This window comes from Rectinema subterraneum (assembly GCA_009768935.1).
GTDB classification, from domain to species: domain Bacteria; phylum Spirochaetota; class Spirochaetia; order Treponematales; family Rectinemataceae; genus Rectinema; species Rectinema subterraneum.
The window spans coordinates 19,249-38,459 of record WESA01000026.1 but is presented as its reverse complement, the minus strand read 5'-3'; the positions used below and the strand labels follow the sequence as shown (position 1 = coordinate 38,459).

18 protein-coding genes are annotated in these 19,211 nt (G+C 55.0%); 12 read left to right on the top strand and 6 right to left on the bottom strand.

Features of this window, described 5'->3' with window-relative positions:
* On the bottom strand, positions 1-1,037 hold a 1,037-nt coding region (locus GAP13_RS07860), incomplete at its 3' end, for a hypothetical protein (protein ID WP_158907772.1).
* 325 nt (positions 1,038-1,362) lie between these two features.
* Between GAP13_RS07860 and GAP13_RS07855 the strand changes: the two genes are divergently transcribed.
* The 7 genes from GAP13_RS07855 to GAP13_RS07825 are packed head-to-tail and all read left to right on the top strand — an operon-like array spanning position 1,363 to position 7,556.
* Entirely contained in the window at positions 1,363-2,886 is a 1,524-nt protein-coding gene (locus GAP13_RS07855) for a 2-isopropylmalate synthase (protein ID WP_158907771.1), read from the top strand.
* Positions 2,879-4,201, top strand: a complete 1,323-nt coding sequence (gene leuC / locus GAP13_RS07850; RefSeq protein ID WP_241864320.1) for a 3-isopropylmalate dehydratase large subunit — start codon at positions 2,879-2,881, stop codon at positions 4,199-4,201. Before GAP13_RS07855 ends, leuC begins: the two co-directional genes overlap by 8 nt.
* Before the next feature lie 36 nt (positions 4,202-4,237).
* Positions 4,238-4,858 (top strand): 3-isopropylmalate dehydratase small subunit, encoded by a 621-nt coding sequence (gene leuD / locus GAP13_RS07845; RefSeq protein ID WP_158907770.1) that lies wholly within the window; start codon positions 4,238-4,240, stop codon positions 4,856-4,858.
* The gene (leuB, locus tag GAP13_RS07840) at positions 4,855-5,964 is read left to right on the top strand and encodes a 3-isopropylmalate dehydrogenase (RefSeq protein ID WP_158907769.1); all 1,110 of its coding nucleotides are present in this window, start codon (positions 4,855-4,857) and stop codon (positions 5,962-5,964) included. The genes leuD and leuB overlap by 4 nt, the downstream gene beginning before the upstream one ends.
* A gap of 12 nt (positions 5,965-5,976) precedes the next feature.
* Positions 5,977-6,732: an AzlC family ABC transporter permease gene (locus GAP13_RS07835; RefSeq protein WP_158907768.1), complete on the top strand. Its 756-nt coding sequence runs from the start codon at positions 5,977-5,979 to the stop codon at positions 6,730-6,732.
* Positions 6,729-7,043 (top strand): branched-chain amino acid transporter permease, encoded by a 315-nt coding sequence (locus tag GAP13_RS07830; RefSeq protein ID WP_158907767.1) that lies wholly within the window; start codon positions 6,729-6,731, stop codon positions 7,041-7,043. Before GAP13_RS07835 ends, GAP13_RS07830 begins: the two co-directional genes overlap by 4 nt.
* 12 nt (positions 7,044-7,055) lie before the next feature.
* On the top strand, positions 7,056-7,556 hold the full coding sequence (locus GAP13_RS07825; RefSeq protein ID WP_158907766.1) for a GNAT family N-acetyltransferase: 501 nt from the start codon (positions 7,056-7,058) through the stop codon (positions 7,554-7,556).
* Between the two features lie 128 nt (positions 7,557-7,684).
* On the opposite strand, the gene GAP13_RS07820 is transcribed toward GAP13_RS07825, so the two are convergent.
* From GAP13_RS07820 to GAP13_RS07810, 3 genes are all read right to left on the bottom strand, one after another.
* Positions 7,685-8,005, bottom strand: coding sequence for a thioredoxin family protein (locus GAP13_RS07820; protein ID WP_158907765.1), 321 nt, complete (start codon positions 8,003-8,005; stop codon positions 7,685-7,687).
* Between the two features lie 22 nt (positions 8,006-8,027).
* Positions 8,028-8,585: an NADPH-dependent FMN reductase gene (locus tag GAP13_RS07815; RefSeq protein ID WP_158907764.1), complete on the bottom strand. Its 558-nt coding sequence runs from the start codon at positions 8,583-8,585 to the stop codon at positions 8,028-8,030.
* A gap of 99 nt (positions 8,586-8,684) precedes the next feature.
* A complete protein-coding gene (locus GAP13_RS07810) occupies positions 8,685-9,185 on the bottom strand; it encodes a peptidylprolyl isomerase (protein WP_222126182.1) in 501 nt (166 codons plus the stop codon).
* A gap of 161 nt (positions 9,186-9,346) precedes the next feature.
* Here GAP13_RS07810 and GAP13_RS07805 point away from each other — a divergent pair, with 161 nt between their 5' ends.
* The 5 genes from GAP13_RS07805 (at position 9,347) to GAP13_RS07785 (ending at position 14,654) form a co-directional block, all read left to right on the top strand.
* On the top strand, positions 9,347-9,682 hold the full coding sequence (locus tag GAP13_RS07805; protein WP_158907763.1) for a (2Fe-2S) ferredoxin domain-containing protein: 336 nt from the start codon (positions 9,347-9,349) through the stop codon (positions 9,680-9,682).
* A complete protein-coding gene (locus tag GAP13_RS07800; RefSeq protein WP_158907762.1) occupies positions 9,679-11,400 on the top strand; it encodes a [Fe-Fe] hydrogenase large subunit C-terminal domain-containing protein in 1,722 nt (573 codons plus the stop codon). The genes GAP13_RS07805 and GAP13_RS07800 overlap by 4 nt, the downstream gene beginning before the upstream one ends.
* Positions 11,397-12,620 carry a PP2C family protein-serine/threonine phosphatase gene (locus GAP13_RS07795; RefSeq protein WP_241864319.1) on the top strand — a complete coding sequence of 408 codons (1,224 nt, stop codon included), beginning with the start codon at positions 11,397-11,399 and terminating at the stop codon, positions 12,618-12,620. Before GAP13_RS07800 ends, GAP13_RS07795 begins: the two co-directional genes overlap by 4 nt.
* Before the next feature lie 143 nt (positions 12,621-12,763).
* Complete coding sequence (locus tag GAP13_RS07790) at positions 12,764-13,105, top strand: NAD(P)H-dependent oxidoreductase subunit E (RefSeq protein ID WP_158907761.1); 342 nt, start codon at positions 12,764-12,766, stop codon at positions 13,103-13,105.
* Entirely contained in the window at positions 13,089-14,654 is a 1,566-nt protein-coding gene (locus GAP13_RS07785) for a [Fe-Fe] hydrogenase large subunit C-terminal domain-containing protein (RefSeq protein WP_158907760.1), read from the top strand. Before GAP13_RS07790 ends, GAP13_RS07785 begins: the two co-directional genes overlap by 17 nt.
* A gap of 136 nt (positions 14,655-14,790) precedes the next feature.
* On the opposite strand, the gene carB is transcribed toward GAP13_RS07785, so the two are convergent.
* Positions 14,791-18,039 (bottom strand): carbamoyl-phosphate synthase (glutamine-hydrolyzing) large subunit, encoded by a 3,249-nt coding sequence (gene carB / locus GAP13_RS07780; RefSeq protein WP_158907759.1) that lies wholly within the window; start codon positions 18,037-18,039, stop codon positions 14,791-14,793.
* The gene (gene carA / locus GAP13_RS07775) at positions 18,036-19,139 is read right to left on the bottom strand and encodes a glutamine-hydrolyzing carbamoyl-phosphate synthase small subunit (RefSeq protein ID WP_158907758.1); all 1,104 of its coding nucleotides are present in this window, start codon (positions 19,137-19,139) and stop codon (positions 18,036-18,038) included. Before carA ends, carB begins: the two co-directional genes overlap by 4 nt.
* Positions 19,140-19,211: the final 72 nt, after the last annotated feature.

Here is a 19,211-nt window from a genome sequence, read left to right as displayed (position 1 = left end):
AGGGAGAGCCTACTTAAGAATGCCCGTTCACGGAACATCCATGCGCGCCCCGTGGCCACAAGCTTGCGAGGTATGCCTGCAGCTTCTGCATGGGTCATACGCGCCTTTCGGTTTGCTTTGATCCGGAAGGGCTTTGCGTAGTTGTGCCAGGCCATGTAGACGCAGAAGCGATTGAGCATATTGGCGACATTGCGGGAAAAGCAGACTGTTTCACGCCTATGGGCTGCTTGATCCTTTCTGAGCTCGCGATCCATGTAGTTGGCGCCGAAGAGGGGATTGTACCAGGTGCGCGGTTCGGTGGAGTGCACGGTCAGATGCACCAGTCGATGGTCTGCATTCTGCAAGCGAAAGAGCGGATGGCTATACAGCGCTCTGCGATATTCCTTTTTTTCGTCGGTGATGAGGATGAGAGGCTGCCAAAGCTGGGGCATGCGTTCCTGGGCAAGGCGATCGAGGAGCTCCCGGAATGAGCGTTCGATGCTCCGAGGCTCAAAGGTACACGAACGATAGAGCAGGGACATTCTATGCTTTTGAGCCTTGGTGGTGTTGCCGGAACGGCGCAGGGTGGCATGGGTCGCGGCAAGGAAGAATTGAGAATCGGCTGTGACGGCGAGGGTGATGTTGTTGGGGAAGTACTGAGAGACATCGAAGGAGACGAAGCCATCGATGCAGACGGATTCATGGGGATTGGCATGGGGACGGAGCAGGCTCTGGAGTGCGATGGCTTGACGGGCGAGTCGGTCGATACGGTTCTGGATGGTGCCGCACGAAGCAGAGAAGAATCGTGAGAGTGCGCGGATGCTCATGGAAGAGCTGAGCAGGGTTTCGATCTGGGGATAGGCGAGTTTGCGCTTGGCGAAGTAATCAAGGCTGAAGGTCTGGGTAGAGAAGTACTTACCGCAGAAGCTGCAGCGGAAGCGCTGGACTTTGCCGAAGGTTTTGGTCACATAGAAGCCAGCGGAGACGAACCAGCGTTCTTTCGGTGCGTGCTGGTGATACGCACAGGCCGGGTTTGGGCAAAAATGAAAATGATGCATGAAAGCCTCCTCTCCTTATAGACGCAAGAAAAGAGGCTTTCACTTCAAATTCATATGCAAGGTTCGTGACACTATATAATTCTTGACAGTAGTTCTCTAATTCACTAGTATACATATGCATGAGACAGCTCGTTTCATGCAAATCTATTCTCAAGTTCTTTTCTCCACTCCTACTCTCCCTGCGAAAGGGTCTTTGACCTGATGGCTCGGGGTGGTTTTCCCCGGTAATCAGCAAAGACCCGCCCATTCCGACCCCCTAATAATTCGAGACTTTGAATCCTTTGCGGCGCGAGCGAGGGATTCCAAAATCGCAGGAGGAGTATACATGGCCAGGAAGATATACATTTTTGACACGACCTTGAGGGATGGCGAGCAGGCGCCCCGCTGCAGCATGAACTTGGCTGAAAAGCTCGAGGTTGCGCGTCAGCTCGAAAAGCTCGGGGTCGATATCATGGAGGCCGGGTTTCCGGCAGCGAGCCCCGGCGACGCAGCCGCAGTGAGGGAAATTGCCCGCACGGTGAAAAATGTGCGCGTCGCCGCCCTTGCCAGAGCGCTCGAAAAGGATATCGACACCGCCTGGGAAGCGATCCGCAAGGCAGAGAGCCCGCGCATTCACACCTTCATCGCGACTTCGCCCATTCACATGGAGTACAAGCTCCGCATGGCTCCAGAACAGGTCATCGAGGCTGCCGCAGCCGCGGTGCGCTACGCAAAGCACTACAGCAGCGATGTCGAGTTTTCCGCAGAAGATGCGTCTCGCAGCGAGCCGGATTTCCTTTGCAGGATTTTCTCGGCGGCGATCGATGCGGGCGCGACGGTCATCAACATCCCTGATACCGTTGGCTACGCGATTCCGGAGGAATTTGCGCGTCTTGTTGCCTACATAAAGGCCAATACTCCAAATATCGACAGGGCCATGATTTCGGTGCATTGTCACAACGATCTTGGGCTTGCGGTTGCGAACAGCCTTGCAGCGCTGCGCGCTGGGGCTGACCAGGTTGAGTGTACTGTGAACGGCCTTGGCGAGAGGGCTGGCAATGCAGCGCTCGAAGAGATTGTAATGGCCCTGCGGACACGCCGCGATTTTTTCGACCTCGCGACGGGTCTCGACACTGCGCAGATTTTCAGCACAAGCCGCCTTGTTTCCAAGGTGACGGGTGTGAGCGTACAAATCAACAAGGCGATTGTCGGTGAAAACGCATTTGCGCACGAGGCGGGTATTCATCAGCATGGAGTACTGGCGAACAGGCAAACCTACGAGATCATGACGCCAGAATCGATTGGCCTGCCGCAGAATTCCCTCGTCCTCGGCAAGCACTCAGGCAGGCATGCCTTCGAGGAACGGCTCAAATACCTCGGCTTTGCGCTCGATTCGGCCCGAATCGACGAGCTTTTTGCGCAGTTCAAGATTCTCGCCGACAAAAAGAAAACCGTGACCGATCGCGATATCGAAGCGCTCGCACGCGGTGCCTCAGGCACCATCCCCGAAACCTACAAGCTTGAGCGCTTTGCCGTGCAATCCGGCACGCAGCTTGCAGCAACCTGCACCATACGGCTTGCGCGCAAGGACGGCAGCGTGTATGAAAAAGCAGCAGTGGGCGACGGCCCTGTCGATGCGGCCTTCAAGGCGATCGACGAGATTGTCGGGCGCACTCTTGAGCTTGAGGATTTCAGGCTGAGCTCGGTCACTTCAGGTGAGGATGCCCAGGGCGAGGCAACTGTCAAAGTGAAATTCGAGGGACGGACCTGGAACGGGCATGGCGTATCCACTGATATTCTGGAAGCATCGATAAAGGCGTACCTTGCCGCAATCAACACAATGGAATGGGAGATGGCAGTCTATGAATGACACAGCATACACCGAGAAAGCAATGACAATGACCCAAAAGATTCTCGCCACGAAGGCAGGGCTCAAGGCTGTCGAAGCAGGCCAGCTCATCGAGGCCAAGCTCGACCTCGTGCTGGGCAATGATGTCACCGCGCCGCCTGCGATTGGCGAGTTCGAAAAGCTGAGCTGCACGCGCGTATTTGACCCGGAAAAAGTAGCCCTCGTGCCTGACCATTTTACCCCGAACAAGGATATCAAGACTGCCGAGCAGACCTTGAAAATGCGCCAGTTTGCGCGCGCGCAGAATGTTGCGCACTATTTCGAAGTTGGGCAGATGGGCATCGAACACGCGCTTTTGCCTGAGCAGGGGCTGGTCACCGCGGGCGATTGTATTATCGGGGCGGACAGCCATACCTGCACGTATGGAGCGGTGGGGGCATTTGCAACGGGTGTGGGTTCTACGGATCTTGCCTGTGCGATGGCAACGGGCACGACGTGGTTTAAGGTGCCTTCGGCGATCCGTGTCGAGCTGTCCGGCACGCCGCGCGGCTGGGTGTCGGGCAAGGATGTCGTGCTCCATCTTATCGGAAGAATCGGCGTGGACGGGGCACGCTACAAATCGCTCGAGTTTTCTGGTGCCGGAGTTGGCGCGCTGCACATGGATGAGCGATTCACGATTGCGAACATGGCGATCGAGGCGGGAGCCAAGAACGGCATGTTCCCGGTGGATGAGCACACACGGACCTACCTCGCCTATGTCGGGGCGAAGGAGCCTGTGGTGTATGCTGCTGACCCGGGAGCGTTCTACGATGATATTGTCAGGATAGACCTTGGGGCAGTTCCGCTCACGGTTTCATTGCCGCATCTGCCATCGAACACCAGGGCGATTGAGGAAGTCGAGGGCATGCCGATCGACCAGGTGGTCATCGGCTCGTGTACCAATGGCAGAATATCAGACCTGCGCGTTGCTGCTCAGATTTTGAAGGGGCGCAAGGTGGCCAAGGGGCTGCGCTGTATCATATTCCCCGCAACCCAGCGGATTTACCTCGAAGCTCTGCGCGAAGGGCTGATCGAGACTTTTATCGAAGCGGGCGCAGTGGTATCGACGCCGACCTGCGGGCCCTGCCTTGGGGGGCACATGGGCATACTGGCCAAAGGTGAGCGGGCGGTCAGCACGACGAATCGCAATTTTGTCGGGCGCATGGGACATACACAGTCCGAAGTCATTCTTGCAGGCCCTGCGGTCGCAGCGGCTTCGGCGGTTGCAGGGAAGCTCGCTTCACCAGAAAAAGTGAGCGATGCAGTGCCCGATCGCGCATGGCTCTACCGGATGTAATTCTAGATGCAGCAAGGCCAGAAAGGGAGCGAACATATGTCAGAGTACGGAAATGAACAAAGGAAGGGCGGGCAGAGCACATTCTCAGCGAAAACGGGCGCGCAAATCCTGCGCGGCACCGTTCACGCATATGGCGATAATGTCGATACCGATGTCATCATCCCGGCGCGGTATCTTACGACGTCGGATCCTGCCGAGCTTGCGGCTCATTGCATGGAAGACATCGACCGCGAATTTCTCAAAAAAGTGAAGCCTGGCGATATCATGGTGGCGGGAGAGAATTTTGGCTGCGGTTCGAGCAGGGAGCATGCGCCGCTCGCGATAAAGGCGGCAGGTATTTCATGCGTGATTGCCGCGAGCTTTGCGCGCATTTTCTATCGCAACGCCATCAATATAGGGCTTGCGATCCTAGAGTCGCCGGAGGCGGCCCGCGCACTCTCGGACGGCGATGAAGTCGCGGTCAATTTCGAAAGCGGCGAGATCCGATCGGTCAAAGATGGCGCGATATGGAAGGCGCAGCCATTTCCGCCCTTCATCCGCGAGATTATCGAGGCAGGCGGGCTTGTGGAAGCCACGAAGCGCAGGCTTGCTGTGCGGCAAAGAGATTACGGGGCCGAGGCATACCAGCCCGCGACCCGGACAAAGGACGCACTATGAATTACAGAATCGGAATTGTGCGGGGCGATGGAATCGGGCCTGAAGTGGTCGGAGCCGCGCTCGGCGTGCTCGAGGCAGTGGGGGCCCGCTTTGGCCATGCATTTGCGAAAGAAGAATTGCTCGCGGGTGGCTGCGCGATCGATGCGAGCGGCGAGCCCTTGCCAGAAGAAACTGTTGCGCGGGCGAAGGCCTGCGATGCGGTGCTCCTCGGCGCAGTCGGCGGGCCGAAGTGGGATACGTTGCCCAGCCACTTGCGGCCTGAGAAGGCGCTTTTGGGTTTGCGCTCTGCGCTCAGGGTGTATGCGAATCTGCGTCCGGCAGTGCTGCTTGCGCCTTTGCGAGAAGCCTGCCCGCTCAAAGACGAAATTGTGGGCTCCGGCTTTGATATTCTGATTGTGCGCGAGCTCACGGGTGGCATCTATTTTGGCAAGAGTGGCCGAACCGAAGACGGACAGGCGGCCTTCGATACCGAATTCTATACCAGAAAAGAAATTGAGCGCATATTACGCGTCGGCTATGAGGCAGCCCGCAAGCGCCGATTAAGGCTATGCCTTGTCGACAAGGCTAACATACTTGAGTCTTCGCGCCTGTGGCGGGAAGTGAATGCGCGCATTTCAGCGGAATATCCCGATGTTGAGACCAGCGCCATGTATGTCGATAACTGTGCGATGCAGCTCGTGCGCGCTCCCGGTCAGTTCGATGTCATTGTCACCTCGAACATGTTCGGCGACATACTTTCCGACGAAGCGAGCATGCTCACCGGTTCGATCGGCATGCTGCCTTCGGCGAGCATCGGCGAACCAGGCGCGCCTGGCAAGCCAACGATGGGGCTCTACGAGCCCATCCACGGTTCAGCGCCTGATATCGCGGGAAAGGATATCGCGAATCCCCTGGGCACGATTCTTTCGGTGGCCATGATGCTGCGCTATTCATTCAATCTGAATAAGGAAGCTGAGGCAGTCGAGCAGGCTGTCGCGCGGGTGCTCGAAGCCGGGTGGCGGACAGCGGACATTGCTTTACACAAGGTTGAGAGCACTACTCGCATCGTCGGTACAAAAGAAATGGGGCGCCTTGTAGCCAAAGAAGTGCAGCGCTCAAGAATATGATAGGATAGGCCCATGGAATCATCGCGATCAGGGAAACGCCGCGTGGTGCTCGCCGCTGCATTCAAGGCGAGCATCCCTGTGCTTCTGGGCTATACCACTCTGGGGCTGGCTTTCGGGTTCACGCTTGTTGCTGCGGGCCTCCCCTGGTGGATGTCTCCGGTGATGGCTATTTTCATCTATGCCGGGGCGGCGCAGTTTATGGGAATAGGCCTCATCACAGGCGGGGCAGGGCTTTTCGAAATCGCCTTGCTCACGTTGCTCTTGAATGGGCGCCATGCGGTGTACGGGCTTTCGATGCTTGAGCAATTCAAGAGTGCGGGCAAATGGAAGCCATATCTTATTTTCGGGCTTACTGACGAAACATACGGACTTCTCACGACGGTCAAGCCTCCTGCGCATGTCGAGCAGGCCCGTTTTTATGCCGCTGTCACTGCACTGAATCAGTCATACTGGGTGCTGGGGTGTACTGTGGGGAGCCTTTTGGGCTCAGCCCTCGCCTTCGATGCCAGGGGAATGGATTTTGCGCTCACTGCGCTTTTTATTGTGCTCTTGGTCGAGCAGGTGCGCGCGGTTCAGCGATTTGAGCCATATGTGGCGGCTTTTGCGGCTTGCATCCTCGCGCTTTTCATTGCAGCACCGCGCGATTTTTTGCTCGTAGCGCTGTTGTTTGCGACAGGCTTGCTTTCCCTGCTCCGCCCGCGCCTCGATGGCAGGAAACCTGCGCCCGCAAGCACGCAAGGCCCGCAGGGCGGAGGCGAAGCGCAATGACCCGCCTTTTCGCTATTGTCGTTATCATGACGCTCGTGACATTCTTTACGAGGGCGGTGCCCTTTCTTTTCTTTTCTCGCACAAAGCCGCCAGCATTCCTCGATTACCTGCAGCGTTATATTCCGCCGGTTGTCATGACCATTCTCGTGTTCGCTTCGTATAAAGATATAGAATTCACTCAGACCCCCTTCGGAATTCCCGCAGCCGCGGCCGGGGTGCTCACAGCTCTGCTCCACATCTGGAAACGCAATGTGCTTGTGTCGATTGCGGGCGGGACGGCTGTATATATGGTTCTCATCCGAGTGCTGTAAGGAGTGGTATGTATGGAGATCCGGAAAGGCTCAATCGAGGATGTGCCCGCATGGTTCGAGCTTGTCTACGCCGTCAAATCGGAAAATCTTCCGACTCTTTTCGAAATGACGACACCTATCACGCTGGAATCCAGCTATCGATATATGGAAAAGATTCTGTCCGTCGATGGCTCGTTTGTGTTGATCTGCTTCGATGGCAGCAAGGCTGTTGGTTCTCTCGATTGTCTCAGAAAAGAGCGCAAGGAAGAAAACCATGTCGCTTCGATCGGCATGTGCGTCGCAAAGGCCTCCCGCGGCCAAGGCATCGGGCGGCGGCTCCTGCTCTCTCTTTTTGAAATCTGCAAGCAGGAAAAGAAGATCGAGAAAATCGAGCTCGATGTGTTTTCGAACAACCCCGGCGCCATCGCGCTCTACAAAAGCCTCGGCTTTGAGCTTGAAGGCGTGAAAAAAGGCAGCATCAGAAAGGACGGAGAAGCGATCGACCTCATCTGCATGGGGAAGTTCCTGTATTAGGTGAAGGCGCAGACAACACTGGGCATCGCATTCTGCACGCAGGAAAAGTGATTGCGGATGCTGGAGGAGGCTCTGCCCCTTGGGATAAAGCTGAAGCACCCCTCCAGTCTCCCGGCCTTTCCTTCTTTTTAGCCCAGCGTTTGCGCCAGCGATTGCAGCCTTGCCTTGATGTAGTCTTTTGGAAGGCGCCCAGTCCGTCGCCCTTCAATCTCATATATTCTGCAGGAAAAGGCACTTCCTGCCGGGGGCCGGCCTGTTTCCAGGTCGCGCCCCTCGACGAGAATCGACGGCGAGCCGAGAAAGCCGAGACTAGCAGCCTGCTGCGGATCCTTTACTTCGATAATAGAAAGATCAGCGTCGAAGTTGAGCTCAGCCAGCGCTGTTTTGAGATTCTCGAGGGTTGGCTCGGAATTCGGACAGCCATTGAAGTACAAAAATGTGATGTTCATGGTTCCCATATGCTCGCACCCGCTATGTGCGAATTGCTTTCAGAGCTTCCGCCCAGGCGACAAGCTGATCCAGCATTGTGTTGAGCTCAGCTTCGCGGTTGGGCAAAGGCTTGAACACGCTGAAATTCTCGAAGTCTGTAAAGAGCGAGAGATAGACCGCAGCGCGCACATCGGCGACCTGCAGTTCCCCCATGATGAGGCGCAGATTTTCAATTGCTCGAGCCCCTCCCATGGAACCATACCCGACAAATCCAGCAGCTTTGTTATTCCACTCTGTGTACAAATAATCCAGCGCGTTTTTAAGTGCTCCTGTTGTCGCATGGTTGTATTCGGGGGTCACGAATACAAATCCGTCAAACCCGCTGATTTTTTCGGACCACTTTTTTGTGTGCTCCTGTGTGTATTGATGCATCGATGTAGGAACAGGCTCATCCAGCAGCGGCAGATTGAAATCCTTCACATCTACTAGCTCGAATTGCGCATCGCTGCGCTTCTTGGCCTGTTCGTATACCCAACGACCCACTGCCTCGCCGTTCCTGCCGGGGCGTGTGCTTCCAATGATGACAGCAATTTTTAACATATAACCTCCATGGTTTAATATATTACAAATTTAGTAATATAATGGCCGCAAGGCAAGCCAAAATCGAAATGATTCTCCTCAATCATGCAGCGCTCGCGCTCATACGACTTTTGCCGAAATCAGCACGACATCCTCGACCGGCACATCCGCGTGCGGCGGTCTGCGCCCGGTCTTCACTTGGGCGATAGCATCGACGACATCGAGTCCTTCGGTCACGCGCCCGAACACACAATAGCCAGCGCCGGCGCCCGGGCCGCGGTAGTCGAGGCTTTTGTTGTCGACAAGGTTGATGAAAAATTGGCTTGTCGCGCTGTCGGGGACAGAAGTGCGTGCCATGGAGAGCGTGCCGCGGGCATTGGGAGGGGCTTTGGATGCTTCGTTGACGATGGGCGCGCGGGTTTTCTTCTGTTCCATGCCGGGTGCGAAGCCGCCGCCCTGGATGACAAAGCCTGGAATCACGCGATGGAAGATCGTTCCGTCGTAGAAGCCCAATTTTACATACTCGAGAAAATTAGCGGCGGTTATGGGGACGTTGTCCTCGAATACTTCGATGCTGATATCGCCTTTGCTGGTTTTGAATGTAACGATAGGGTTGGCCATACTGTTTCTCCTTGAATGCTAATTGGTTAAAGGTACGGAATCGGAAAAAACAAGGCAAGGGGCAGCGGCTATATCGGGCTTTGCATTTTGCACAAAACTTAAGGGCCTTATAAGTCCATCTTGACAAAAGTTCCAAATTTATATATAAAAAATTATCCAATATGAAACCAAATCAATCATTCGGCTCTATAGTGGTCTGCATGGGGAGCTCCTGCTATGCCCGAGGCAATATATATACCGTCGAGCATATCCAATCCTGGCTTGCGCGGCACGGGCTTTCGGCTTCAGTTGAACTTTCTGGCTCATTATGCGGTGGTCGCTGCAAGGAAGGTCCCGTCATCATAATAAACGGAAAAGTCTATACCAATGTAATGCCCGAGACGATTGAAGATATTCTTGTGCATGAGTTTGAAAAGGCTGGTGATCCTGAGTTAGTTCAGCCTGATAGCACCTGTTCGAACACCAGCGCAGGCGATTCGTGGAGGGTTGACCCATGAACCGGCAGGTTATCTACACTGAAACAATGCGCTGCCAGGACTGCTACAAATGCGTCCGGGAATGTCCTGTCAAGGCTATCCAGATTCTCGATGGACATGCGCGTGTAGTAGAAGACATTTGCATTCTATGCGGGCATTGCGTGATGGTCTGTCCGCAAAGCGCAAAAAAGGTTCGCAGCGATGTCGAGCGGGTACGGCGTCTGCTCGAATTGAAGCCGGTTGCGGTTGCTTCTTTGGCACCATCGTTTGCTGCAGAATTTTCTGGATGCACAGCAGGGCAGCTTATTGCTTCAATCCGGAAATTGGGCTTTGCTGCGGTCTCCGAGACAGCGCTGGGAGCGGATCTAGTTTCTTCCGCAATGCGAAATGAGCTTGGACAGCTGGCAGATAATGGCAGAAATTTCCTCATTGGGGCAGCTTGTCCGGCTGTGGTGCGCTATGTGAGTTTTTATCGCCCTGATCTTGTGCCTTTCCTTTCCGAAAATGGCTCGCCCATGATCGCGCATGCGCGATATCTCCGCTCACGTTTCGGCGAGAATGCGTTGGTTGTGTTTATAGGGCCTTGTATTGCCAAGAAAAAAGAGGCTGATGAATCCGGAGGTCTTGTAAATGCAGTGCTGACCTTTGCGGAATTGCGCCAGCTTTTTGAGGAAGAAAACATCGATCCTTCTGCGGAGAAGCCGACCAGCAATGATACATTCTTTCCTCAAAGGCCTTCAAAAGGCGAGCTTTACCCCATTGAAGGAGGCATGATTGCTTCAATCAAGCAGCATGGCAGTACTGATGTACCATGCATGTCTTTCAGCGGCATGGGGCATATACAAGCTGCGCTCCGCGATCTGCCTGACGGGATACCAGAAACTGGAATCTTTCTTGAATTGCTTGCGTGCGAAGGGGGATGCATAAACGGCCCATGTTCCGATGCTTCTCGCGGCACAGTCTCGAAGCGTATGCAGATTCTTCTGTATGAAAAACAAGGTGAGTCCGAGCCTTTCAATACCGAAATTGCTTGCCAGGTAAAACACTCTGCAGCAAAGCCAGTCCAGCGGCAAGTAAGAGAAGAGGAAATCCGTGCTGCGCTTGCGCTCGTGGGAAAGAAAGAGCCTTCGGATGAGCTGAATTGCTCGGGCTGTGGTTATGATTCCTGTCGTGAATTTGCGAAAGCAATAGTCATTGGTCATGCAGAGCCGACCATGTGCCTTTCGTATATGCGCAATCTTGCACAGAAAAAAGCCAATGCTCTGTTGCGCGCTATGCCATCCGCAGCGGTGGTTGTGAATGCCGACCTAAAAGTCATCGAGTGCAATGAGCCATTTGTGCGGATTCTGGAAAAAGATGCTCAGTTTGTGGCAGAAGCAAAACCAACGCTGGAAGGCGCAGATTTGCGCAAATTGCTGCCTTTCTGGGAGCGGTTCAATGATGTGCTGCACCATTCACCAGGGGATGCATTCATCGAATCGGATTTTCGCTGTGGCGAGCGCATTCTGCATGGCACGATTTTTTCTATAGAAAAACAAATGATTGCGGGCGGTCTGTTCCAGGATATTACCGCGCCATGGATTCAAAAAGATCGCGTAATAAAAGAAGCAAAAAAAGTAATCCGGCAGAATGTGAGGACTGTGCAGAAAATTGCTTATCTGCTTGGCGAGAATGCAGCTGAATCTGAAGCGGCTCTCCGCTCGATTATCGAAAGCTTCGGCGGCGAGGTCGGGCAATGATCGAGAGTGAAAACAAGCCAATGCACGCTGATTTTTTTGTCGAAATCGGTCATTGGCAGGTGGCGAAATATGGCGAAACAAGCGAAGGCGATGTCTTCATTTCACGAAAAACCGAAGATGGACGTATTATTGCGGTACTTTCGGACGGGCTTGGTTCGGGCATCAAGGCAGGAGTGCTTGCAGCGCTGACTGCAACAATCGCAACAGGGTGTTCCGCTGCCCGCATCCCGATAAAGCGGACCGCGCGAATCATTATGCGTTCCCTGCCTGTCTGTTCGGAACGCAAAATCAGCTATGCGACGTTTACGTTAGTCGATATTGATACCAGCAACCGGATCAAGGTAGTCGAGTACGATAATCCGGCCTATATGCTTGTTCGGCAGGGAGTCGAGGTCGAGCCGCTGAGATCCATGGTTTCTGTTACAAAAGGTGGCGGGCGGATCGCCGGGCATCCGAAACCGGCAACACTGCGGTCTTCCCGGTTCAAAGCAGAATTTGGCGACAGGGTTATTTTCTTCTCTGATGGCGTGACACAGGCGGGAATGGGCAGCAGAAATTTGCCGCTTGGATGGGGACTTGAAGGAGTGCGCAGGTTCGTAAGCCAGATGATTGCCGAAAATGCGGAAATTTCCGCGCGCGATCTGGCCAGGCGAATTGTGACATGGGCGTTATTGCTCGATGGCGACCAGGCAAAAGATGATATCACCTGTGCGGTCGTGTATTTCCGGGCAGCGCGGAGGCTGGCAGTGTTCACCGGTCCGCCTCTTCATCCAGCTCATGACAATGAACTTGCGCGCCTTTTTGTTTCATCGCCAGGAAGAACCATTATTGCAGGAGGAACAACCGCTACCATTATTGGCCGCGAATTGGGCAGGAAAATCACTATGGATCTCAAGCATCGCGATCCGGAACTGCCTCCTGTGGCTTCAATGGAAGGCGCAGACCTGGTTACCGAAGGCATTCTGACTTTGAGCAAAACAGCGGATTATCTCGAACAAGGTGCGGCTCCGGAGGAATTGCGACAGAATGCAGCTACAGCAGCCCTGCGCCTGATGCTCGATTCGGATATTATCGAGTTTTTTGTAGGAACCAAGATCAATGAGGCGCATCAGGACCCGAATATGCCGGTAGAGCTTGATATCCGCAGGAATGTCGTCAAGCGTCTGGCGCATTTGCTGGAAGGAAAATATCTGAAGCAGACAACTATCCGCTATATCTGAACAAATCTGAAAGGCCAGACTGCGGAAGATCGGGTGAATGCGGCACATATAGCCTGGTCGAAGCAGTTGGACTCAGGCAAATAACGGACGCGATGAATCGCCGAGGTGTGCAGATTGGCGACCCCGGCAGGAGGAACAAGAGCATGAAGAAGGTGCATGTAACAATCTGTGCAGGAACCGCCTGCTATGTGCTGGGCGGAGCCGAGCTGTTGGGAGCCATTGACAGCTGGATTGCAAAATGGGGCGAGCAGGTGGAATTTGAAGGCACCCCCTGTCTCGGATTCTGCAAATCCGCAGGCGAGGCAAAGGCTCCTTATGTTCTTGTAAACGGGCTGGTGGTCGAGCATACCACGGCGGAGAAGCTGGAAGAAATGGTCAATTCTGCGCTTCTTGGAACTGAAGAAGAGGCATCAAGCGCTGATGCAGCTGCAAGACCCGGAAATGCAATCACCAGAAAGGATGGCGGCTATGCCTCGGGAAGATAATACAACGAGGATTCGGCGCGAGCTTCTTGTCCGGCTTGGCAGATTGGCGCTTGAAGGCACGCTTGCAGATAGCATCGATGATGTTCCCTTCGATATGACAGCCGAAGGCTGGGAAACAATGCGGTGTTGTGTCCATCATGACAGGGCGATTTTGCGCCTTCGAAGTTACGCGCTTCTGGGCGGTGATGTGCGCGGAATGGATGATGTGCGCAAGCCTCTTTCGGTCCTGGCGGAGGGGTTTCAGAATTCGCGCTGCCAGGATGGAGCAGAACTGGGTGAAAGCGGGCGTTTCCCGCTGCAGGTACTTGGCGAAGCCTGCAATGCATGTGCGAAATCCCGGTATGTGGTGACGGATGCGTGTCAAGCTTGCGTTGCCCGCCCCTGCAAGGTGAACTGCCCGAAAGGCGCGGTAACGGTCAATGGCCGTTCGCATATTGATCCGGACAAGTGCGTCAATTGCGGTCTGTGCGAAAAATCCTGTCCTTTCCACGCAATTGTGAAAGTGCCCGTGCCGTGTGAGGAAGTCTGCCCGACGGGAGCAATCAGCAAGGGCGAAGATGGCATAGCTCGCATTGATGAAGCAAAGTGCATTCTATGCGGGAAATGTCTGCGCGCCTGTCCTTTTGGGGCTCCGATCGAGCAGACTCAGTATCTGGAAGCGGCATCCTGGCTGAGGGAGCAGGCGCGTCCGCTTATAGCACTCGTTGCGCCCGCGACGATGGCTCAATTCCCAGTTTCTTCGGGAAAATTCATGGCAGGCCTGTACCGGCTCGGCTTCGCGGCAGTAGCTGAGGTTGCTGAAGCTGCATGTGCGACTGCGGAAAGAGAAGCAGCCGAGCTGAGAGAACGCATGCATCGCTCTGAAGGATTTCTTGCGACATCATGCTGTCCGTCCTGGGTATTGGCATCGAAAGCACTCGGCGATGTAGCGGGGCATGTCTTGCATACTCCGAGCCCCATGGCCATTGCTGCAAAGTGGGCGCGCAAGCGCTATCCTGAAGCTCGCATTGTGTTCATTGGTCCTTGTCTTGCGAAGCGAGCTGAAGCTCGCGGATTTCCGGGCGAAGATGGCCGCAAGCTTGTTGATGCTGTACTGAGCGCCGAGGAGATAGGAGCGTTGTTTACTGCAAAGGATATCCAGCTGCAGGCTCTGGAAGAGGCAAGGGCGGTACAGCTTGCTGAACAGGGCAGCTCACTGGATCTCTGCTATGGGCGCGGATTTGCCCAAAGCGGCGGGGTAGCTGCATCGGTTCAATCTGTTCTTGAAAATGAAAATTCCAGGATTGAAGTCGGATCAAGCTGGACCATCAGAACGCTTGTCATCCAGGGGCTTTCGAAGCAGGTGCTTGCCTTGGCTGCATTATGGAACAAACAAGCACCCGATGCCGATCTTGTTGAAGTGATGGCCTGCGAAGGAGGCTGCATTGGCGGACCTCTTGCAATTGCCCAGGCAAAAAGCGCTGCTGTGTTCTTGCAACGCTATATGAGCGAGCCACCGCCAGAAGCAAAAGTGGCAAGTTCGTCTGAAGCGGTTGAAAAGGCAGTGTAAGTCAGGCCGAGCATTTTTCATTATGGGCGAGCATAATGTGCGCGAGGGGCAGGGCGGGACCTTGCCCATCCGATAAAGCTTGAGTTCCATGCTAGCAATAAGTCGCGATGCTGAGCAAAGTATCAGGTGGATTTTTTTAGCGATATTCTTCCCAGGCCCGAATCTCGATTCCGTTGCGGCGCGTGTAGGCAAGCGATTCGATGTACTGCCGCGCGGTCTTGATATTCGTGAACAGGGGGATGTTGAGATCGATTGCCATGCGTCGGATAAGAAAGTCGTTCTTGAGCTCGCGCCTGCGATTGTTTTTCGGGATGTTGATCACGAGATCGAATTCGCGGGCACGCATCATGGTGAGAATGTTGGGTTCTGCTTTTTCGAGCGGCCAGTGAACCTGCGTCACGGGAATGCCGAAGTGCTTCAGAAAGAGGGCAGTGCCCCTCGAGGCGTAGAGCTCGCAGCCCATCTCTGCGAGTGTCCGGGCGCTGTCGATAAAATCGAGCTTGTCTTCGAGCGGCCCGGTGGAAAGCAGAATTTTTTTGCCGCGCAAAGCGTAGCCTACGGAGACCATTGCCTTCATGAACGCATCGTTGAACTCGCTTCCGATACAGCCGACCTCGCCAGTGGACGCCATTTCAACACCCAGCACAGGGTCTGCGCCATGCAGGCGGGAAAAACTGAACTGCGCGGCCTTGACCCCCACCCAGGGCTGATCGTACATCAGGCTGGGTGGGGCAGTGACTGGCTCGCCCAGCATCGCGCGGACCGCGAGGTCGATCATGTTGACCCGCGAGACTTTAGAGCAGAAGGGGAATGAGCGGCTCGCTCTCAGGTTGCACTCGATGACCATGACGTGGTTCTGGCGGGCGACAAACTGGATGTTGAAGGGCCCTGTGATATTGAGCGCTGCCGCTATCTGTTCGGTGATTCTGAGAATTTTGCGGACAGTTTCGATATAGAGGCGCTGAGGCGGGAAAACGACGGTAGCATCGCCGGAATGGACGCCTGCGTTCTCGATGTGCTCGGTGATGGCGTGGTAGATGAGCTTCCCGTGCCGGGCGACGGCGTCGATTTCGATTTCCTTGGCGTTTTCGATGAATTTAGAGATGACGACAGGGTGCTCGCTCGAGACATCGGCCGCAAGGCCCAGGAACGTCGCGAGGCTCTCGTCGTCCCAGGCTACGTTCATTGCCGCGCCGGAGAGCACATAGCTCGGGCGGACAAGGACAGGGTAGCCGGCTGTCGAGGCAAATGCGCGCGCTTCTTCAATGGTGGTCAGTTCTTTCCATGCAGGCTGATCGATACCGAGTTCATCGAGGAGGCGCGAAAATTTGTGCCTGTCTTCTGCGCGGTCGATACTCTGGGGCGAAGTGCCGAGGATGAGCGCTCCTGCTTCGAAGAGCGGGAGAGCAAGGTTATTCGCGATCTGCCCGCCCATGGAGAGGAGAACGCCCGATGGCTGTTCGAATTCGTAGATGTCCATGAGGCGTTCGAAGCTGAGCTCTTCGAAATAGAGCCGGTCACATATGTCGTAATCGGTGCTGACGGTCTCGGGATTGCAGTTGACCATGATGGTTTTCTTGTCGAGCTGGTGGCATGTCTGGGCAGCGCTCACCGCGCACCAGTCGAATTCGACGCTGCTGCCGATGCGGTAGGGGCCCGAGCCGGTCACAAGGATACTGGTGTGAGAAGGAGCTATGTCATTTTGGGCAGCGCAGTAGGTGGTATAGAGGTAATTTGTCTGCGCCGGGTACTCGGCGGCGAGCGTGTCGATTTGCTTGACTGCGGGCCGCAAGCCTATAGATTCCCGCCAGCTGCGGACTTCCTGTTCGCTGCAGCCAAGAATGCGCGCAATGCCGGCATCGGAGAAACCGAGGCGCTTGGCCTTGCGCAGAAGCTCGGGCGGACACACGCTTGGGCTGGCCGCGGATGTACCGCCCCTGCTCGCGGTCCGCACAGTGGCTGCCAGCTCTGCTTCGCATTTCTGGATTGTAGCGATTTTCGAAATAAACCATGAATCGATGCCTGTGAGCGAGTTGATTTTTTTGACAGTCCAGCCTTCTGCGAGTGCCCGGTAGATTGCAAACAGGCGTCTGTCCGTAGGCTTTTTAAGCGCAGTTGCAAGGTTCGTAAACGATTTGCCAAGCAGTTTTCCGTCAGCGCGCAAGCCTAATTCGCTGATGCCGGTCATACGGATAGCTTTCTGGAGCGCTTCCTCGAAATTCCGTCCAATGGCCATGACTTCGCCGACGGATTTCATCTCGCTGCCAAGCTGGGTATCCACAGCCTTGAACTTGGACAGGTCCCAGCGCGGCATTTTGACCACACAGTAGTCGAGCGCCGGCTCGAAACAGGCAGTGGTGACCCCTGTCACTTTATTGCGAAGCTCGGTGAGCGAGTAACCGAGCGCGAGCTTGGCTGCGACATAAGCCAGGGGGTATCCTGTCGCTTTTGAAGCGAGGGCAGAGCTGCGCGAAAGGCGCGCATTCACTTCAATGATCCGGTAGTCGCCTGAATTCGGATCGAGGGCATACTGGATGTTGCATTCACCGACTATTCCGAGGCTCCGGATGAGCTTGAGAGCGATGCTCCGCAGAGAGTGATATTCCTCGTCAGTCAGTGTCTGCGAGGGCGCAACGACAATACTCTCGCCAGTATGGATACCGAGCGGGTCGATATTCTCCATATTGCAGACAGCAATGCAATTATCAGCGCTGTCGCGGACGACTTCATATTCGATTTCCTTCCAGCCGCCGAGCCATTCTTCAATGAGCACCTGCGTTGAGAGGGCGAAGGCTTTTTCACAGCGCGCAACAAGCTGCCTGCGATTTCTGCAAATGCCGGAGCCCGCGCCGCCGAGCGCAAAACCCGCGCGCGCCATGACAGGGTAGCCGATTTCATCAGCACAGGCGATGGCTTCTTCGACGCTTACTGCTGCTTTGCTCTCGGGCGTTTTCAATCCCAACGTGCGCAGATGCTCAGCGAAGAGCTTTCGGTCTTCCGTCAGCTCGATGGCTTCGACGGGAGTCCCGAGCACATCCACCGCATATTTGTACAGTATGCCTTCTCTGCTGAGCGCAAGCCCGCAGTTGAGCGCAGTCTGGCCGCCAAATGAGAGCAGAATGCCATCAGGGCGCTCTTTTTCGATTACCTGGCGGACGAAATCAGGCGTGACCGGCAGGAAATACGTTGCATCGGCCATGCCTTCGCTCGTTTGATTGGTCGCGATATTCGGGTTGATGAGGATGGTCGTTACGCCTTCTTCGCGCAGGGCTTTGAGGGCTTGCGAGCCTGAATAGTCGAATTCGCCTGCTTGGCCGATCTTGAGGCCTCCGGAGCCAAGAACCAGGACTTTTTGTGGTTTTCTGAGTGTGTTTTGAGCGTTCATTTCGCGCTCCTGCGGTTTTGCACTTCGTCCAGAAATTGGTGAATAAGAAATTCAGTATCGCGAGGGCCCGGGCAGCCTTCAGGGTGGAATTGCACAGCTTTGAAAGGAGCGCCAGCGGCGCGGATGCCTTCCACTGTCCCGTCGTTGCCGTTGGTGAACCAACTCTCCCATCCCGGGGGGAGCGATGCTTCCTGCACGGCGTAACCATGATTCTGGCTCGTGATATAACAGCGTCCCGATGTCCGCTCGATTGCAGGCTGATTTTGGCCGCGGTGGCCATATTTAAGCTTGTACGTATCCGCTCCCGCTGCGAGCGCCATGAGCTGGGTACCAAGGCATATGCCGAATATCGGGCGCTTTTGTGTGAGCGCATGTCGCAGATGGGCAATTGTCCTGGTGCAGGCTTTGGGATCGCCGGGCCCATTGGAAAGGAAGAGGCCGTCATATTCAAGCGTCTCGAAAGGATAATCCCAGGGAACACGAGTCACATCAACGCCGGAATCGATGAGGATTCGCAGAATGTTCGCCTTTACCCCGCAATCGACAAGCACAAGCTTGGGAGCACCAGGGCCTGCCGGATACCGTATCGGCTCTTTGACAGAGACTACTTTGACGGGAGAATCAGCCTTCTCGAGGTTTGTGTGCGCTAGGCCTGCACCTTCCACAAGGATTTTCCCCTTCATCACGCCGTGTTCGCGCAGAAGACGAGTGAGCGCCCTCGTGTCGATACCAGCAATACCTGGCACTCCTTCCTGTTTCAGCCATTCAGGAAAGGAAAGGTTTGTACTGTGATGGCTGGGCTCGAAGGAAGCTTCGGCAACCACAACGCCGCTCACCTGAATCCTATCCGATTCAAAATTGAGGGGGATGCTGTGGCTGTTTCGCTTGAGCGCAGGCACGCCATAGTTGCCAATGAGCGGATAGGTGAATGCAAGAATCTGGCCGCAATACGAAGGATCGGTCAGGCTTTGGGGATAGCCGACAAGCCCGGTGGAAAAGACGACTTCACCTTCGGAAGAAACATCCGCCCCGACTGAATAGCCTTCAAATACCGTGCCGTCCTCGAGGACGAGCATCGCGGCTTTTTCCTTCCGGAACATGGGGCTCCTTCCCGCCATGAGCTGGCGTTATGGAAAAATATCCGAAAAGAATGAAAATTGCAAGGCTTTTGT

Bases quoted from the DNA above. Each gene is read 5' to 3' on its own strand.
- GAP13_RS07785 (WP_158907760.1), top strand. From the start codon at position 13,089: ATGCCTCGGGAAGATAATACAACGAGGATTCGGCGCGAGCTTCTTGTC.
- GAP13_RS07795 (WP_241864319.1), top strand. From the start codon at position 11,397: ATGATCGAGAGTGAAAACAAGCCAATGCACGCTGATTTTTTTGTCGAA.
- leuC (WP_241864320.1), top strand. From the start codon at position 2,879: ATGAATGACACAGCATACACCGAGAAAGCAATGACAATGACCCAAAAG.
- GAP13_RS07805 (WP_158907763.1), top strand. From the start codon at position 9,347: ATGAAACCAAATCAATCATTCGGCTCTATAGTGGTCTGCATGGGGAGC.
- GAP13_RS07825 (WP_158907766.1), top strand. From the start codon at position 7,056: ATGGAGATCCGGAAAGGCTCAATCGAGGATGTGCCCGCATGGTTCGAG.
- GAP13_RS07830 (WP_158907767.1), top strand. From the start codon at position 6,729: ATGACCCGCCTTTTCGCTATTGTCGTTATCATGACGCTCGTGACATTC.
- GAP13_RS07855 (WP_158907771.1), top strand. From the start codon at position 1,363: ATGGCCAGGAAGATATACATTTTTGACACGACCTTGAGGGATGGCGAG.
- GAP13_RS07790 (WP_158907761.1), top strand. From the start codon at position 12,764: ATGAAGAAGGTGCATGTAACAATCTGTGCAGGAACCGCCTGCTATGTG.
- leuD (WP_158907770.1), top strand. From the start codon at position 4,238: ATGTCAGAGTACGGAAATGAACAAAGGAAGGGCGGGCAGAGCACATTC.
- GAP13_RS07835 (WP_158907768.1), top strand. From the start codon at position 5,977: ATGGAATCATCGCGATCAGGGAAACGCCGCGTGGTGCTCGCCGCTGCA.
- GAP13_RS07815 (WP_158907764.1), bottom strand. From the start codon at position 8,585: ATGTTAAAAATTGCTGTCATCATTGGAAGCACACGCCCCGGCAGGAAC.
- leuB (WP_158907769.1), top strand. From the start codon at position 4,855: ATGAATTACAGAATCGGAATTGTGCGGGGCGATGGAATCGGGCCTGAA.
- carB (WP_158907759.1), bottom strand. From the start codon at position 18,039: ATGAACGCTCAAAACACACTCAGAAAACCACAAAAAGTCCTGGTTCTT.
- GAP13_RS07820 (WP_158907765.1), bottom strand. From the start codon at position 8,005: ATGAACATCACATTTTTGTACTTCAATGGCTGTCCGAATTCCGAGCCA.
- carA (WP_158907758.1), bottom strand. From the start codon at position 19,139: ATGTTCCGGAAGGAAAAAGCCGCGATGCTCGTCCTCGAGGACGGCACG.
- GAP13_RS07800 (WP_158907762.1), top strand. From the start codon at position 9,679: ATGAACCGGCAGGTTATCTACACTGAAACAATGCGCTGCCAGGACTGC.
- GAP13_RS07810 (WP_222126182.1), bottom strand. From the start codon at position 9,185: ATGGCCAACCCTATCGTTACATTCAAAACCAGCAAAGGCGATATCAGC.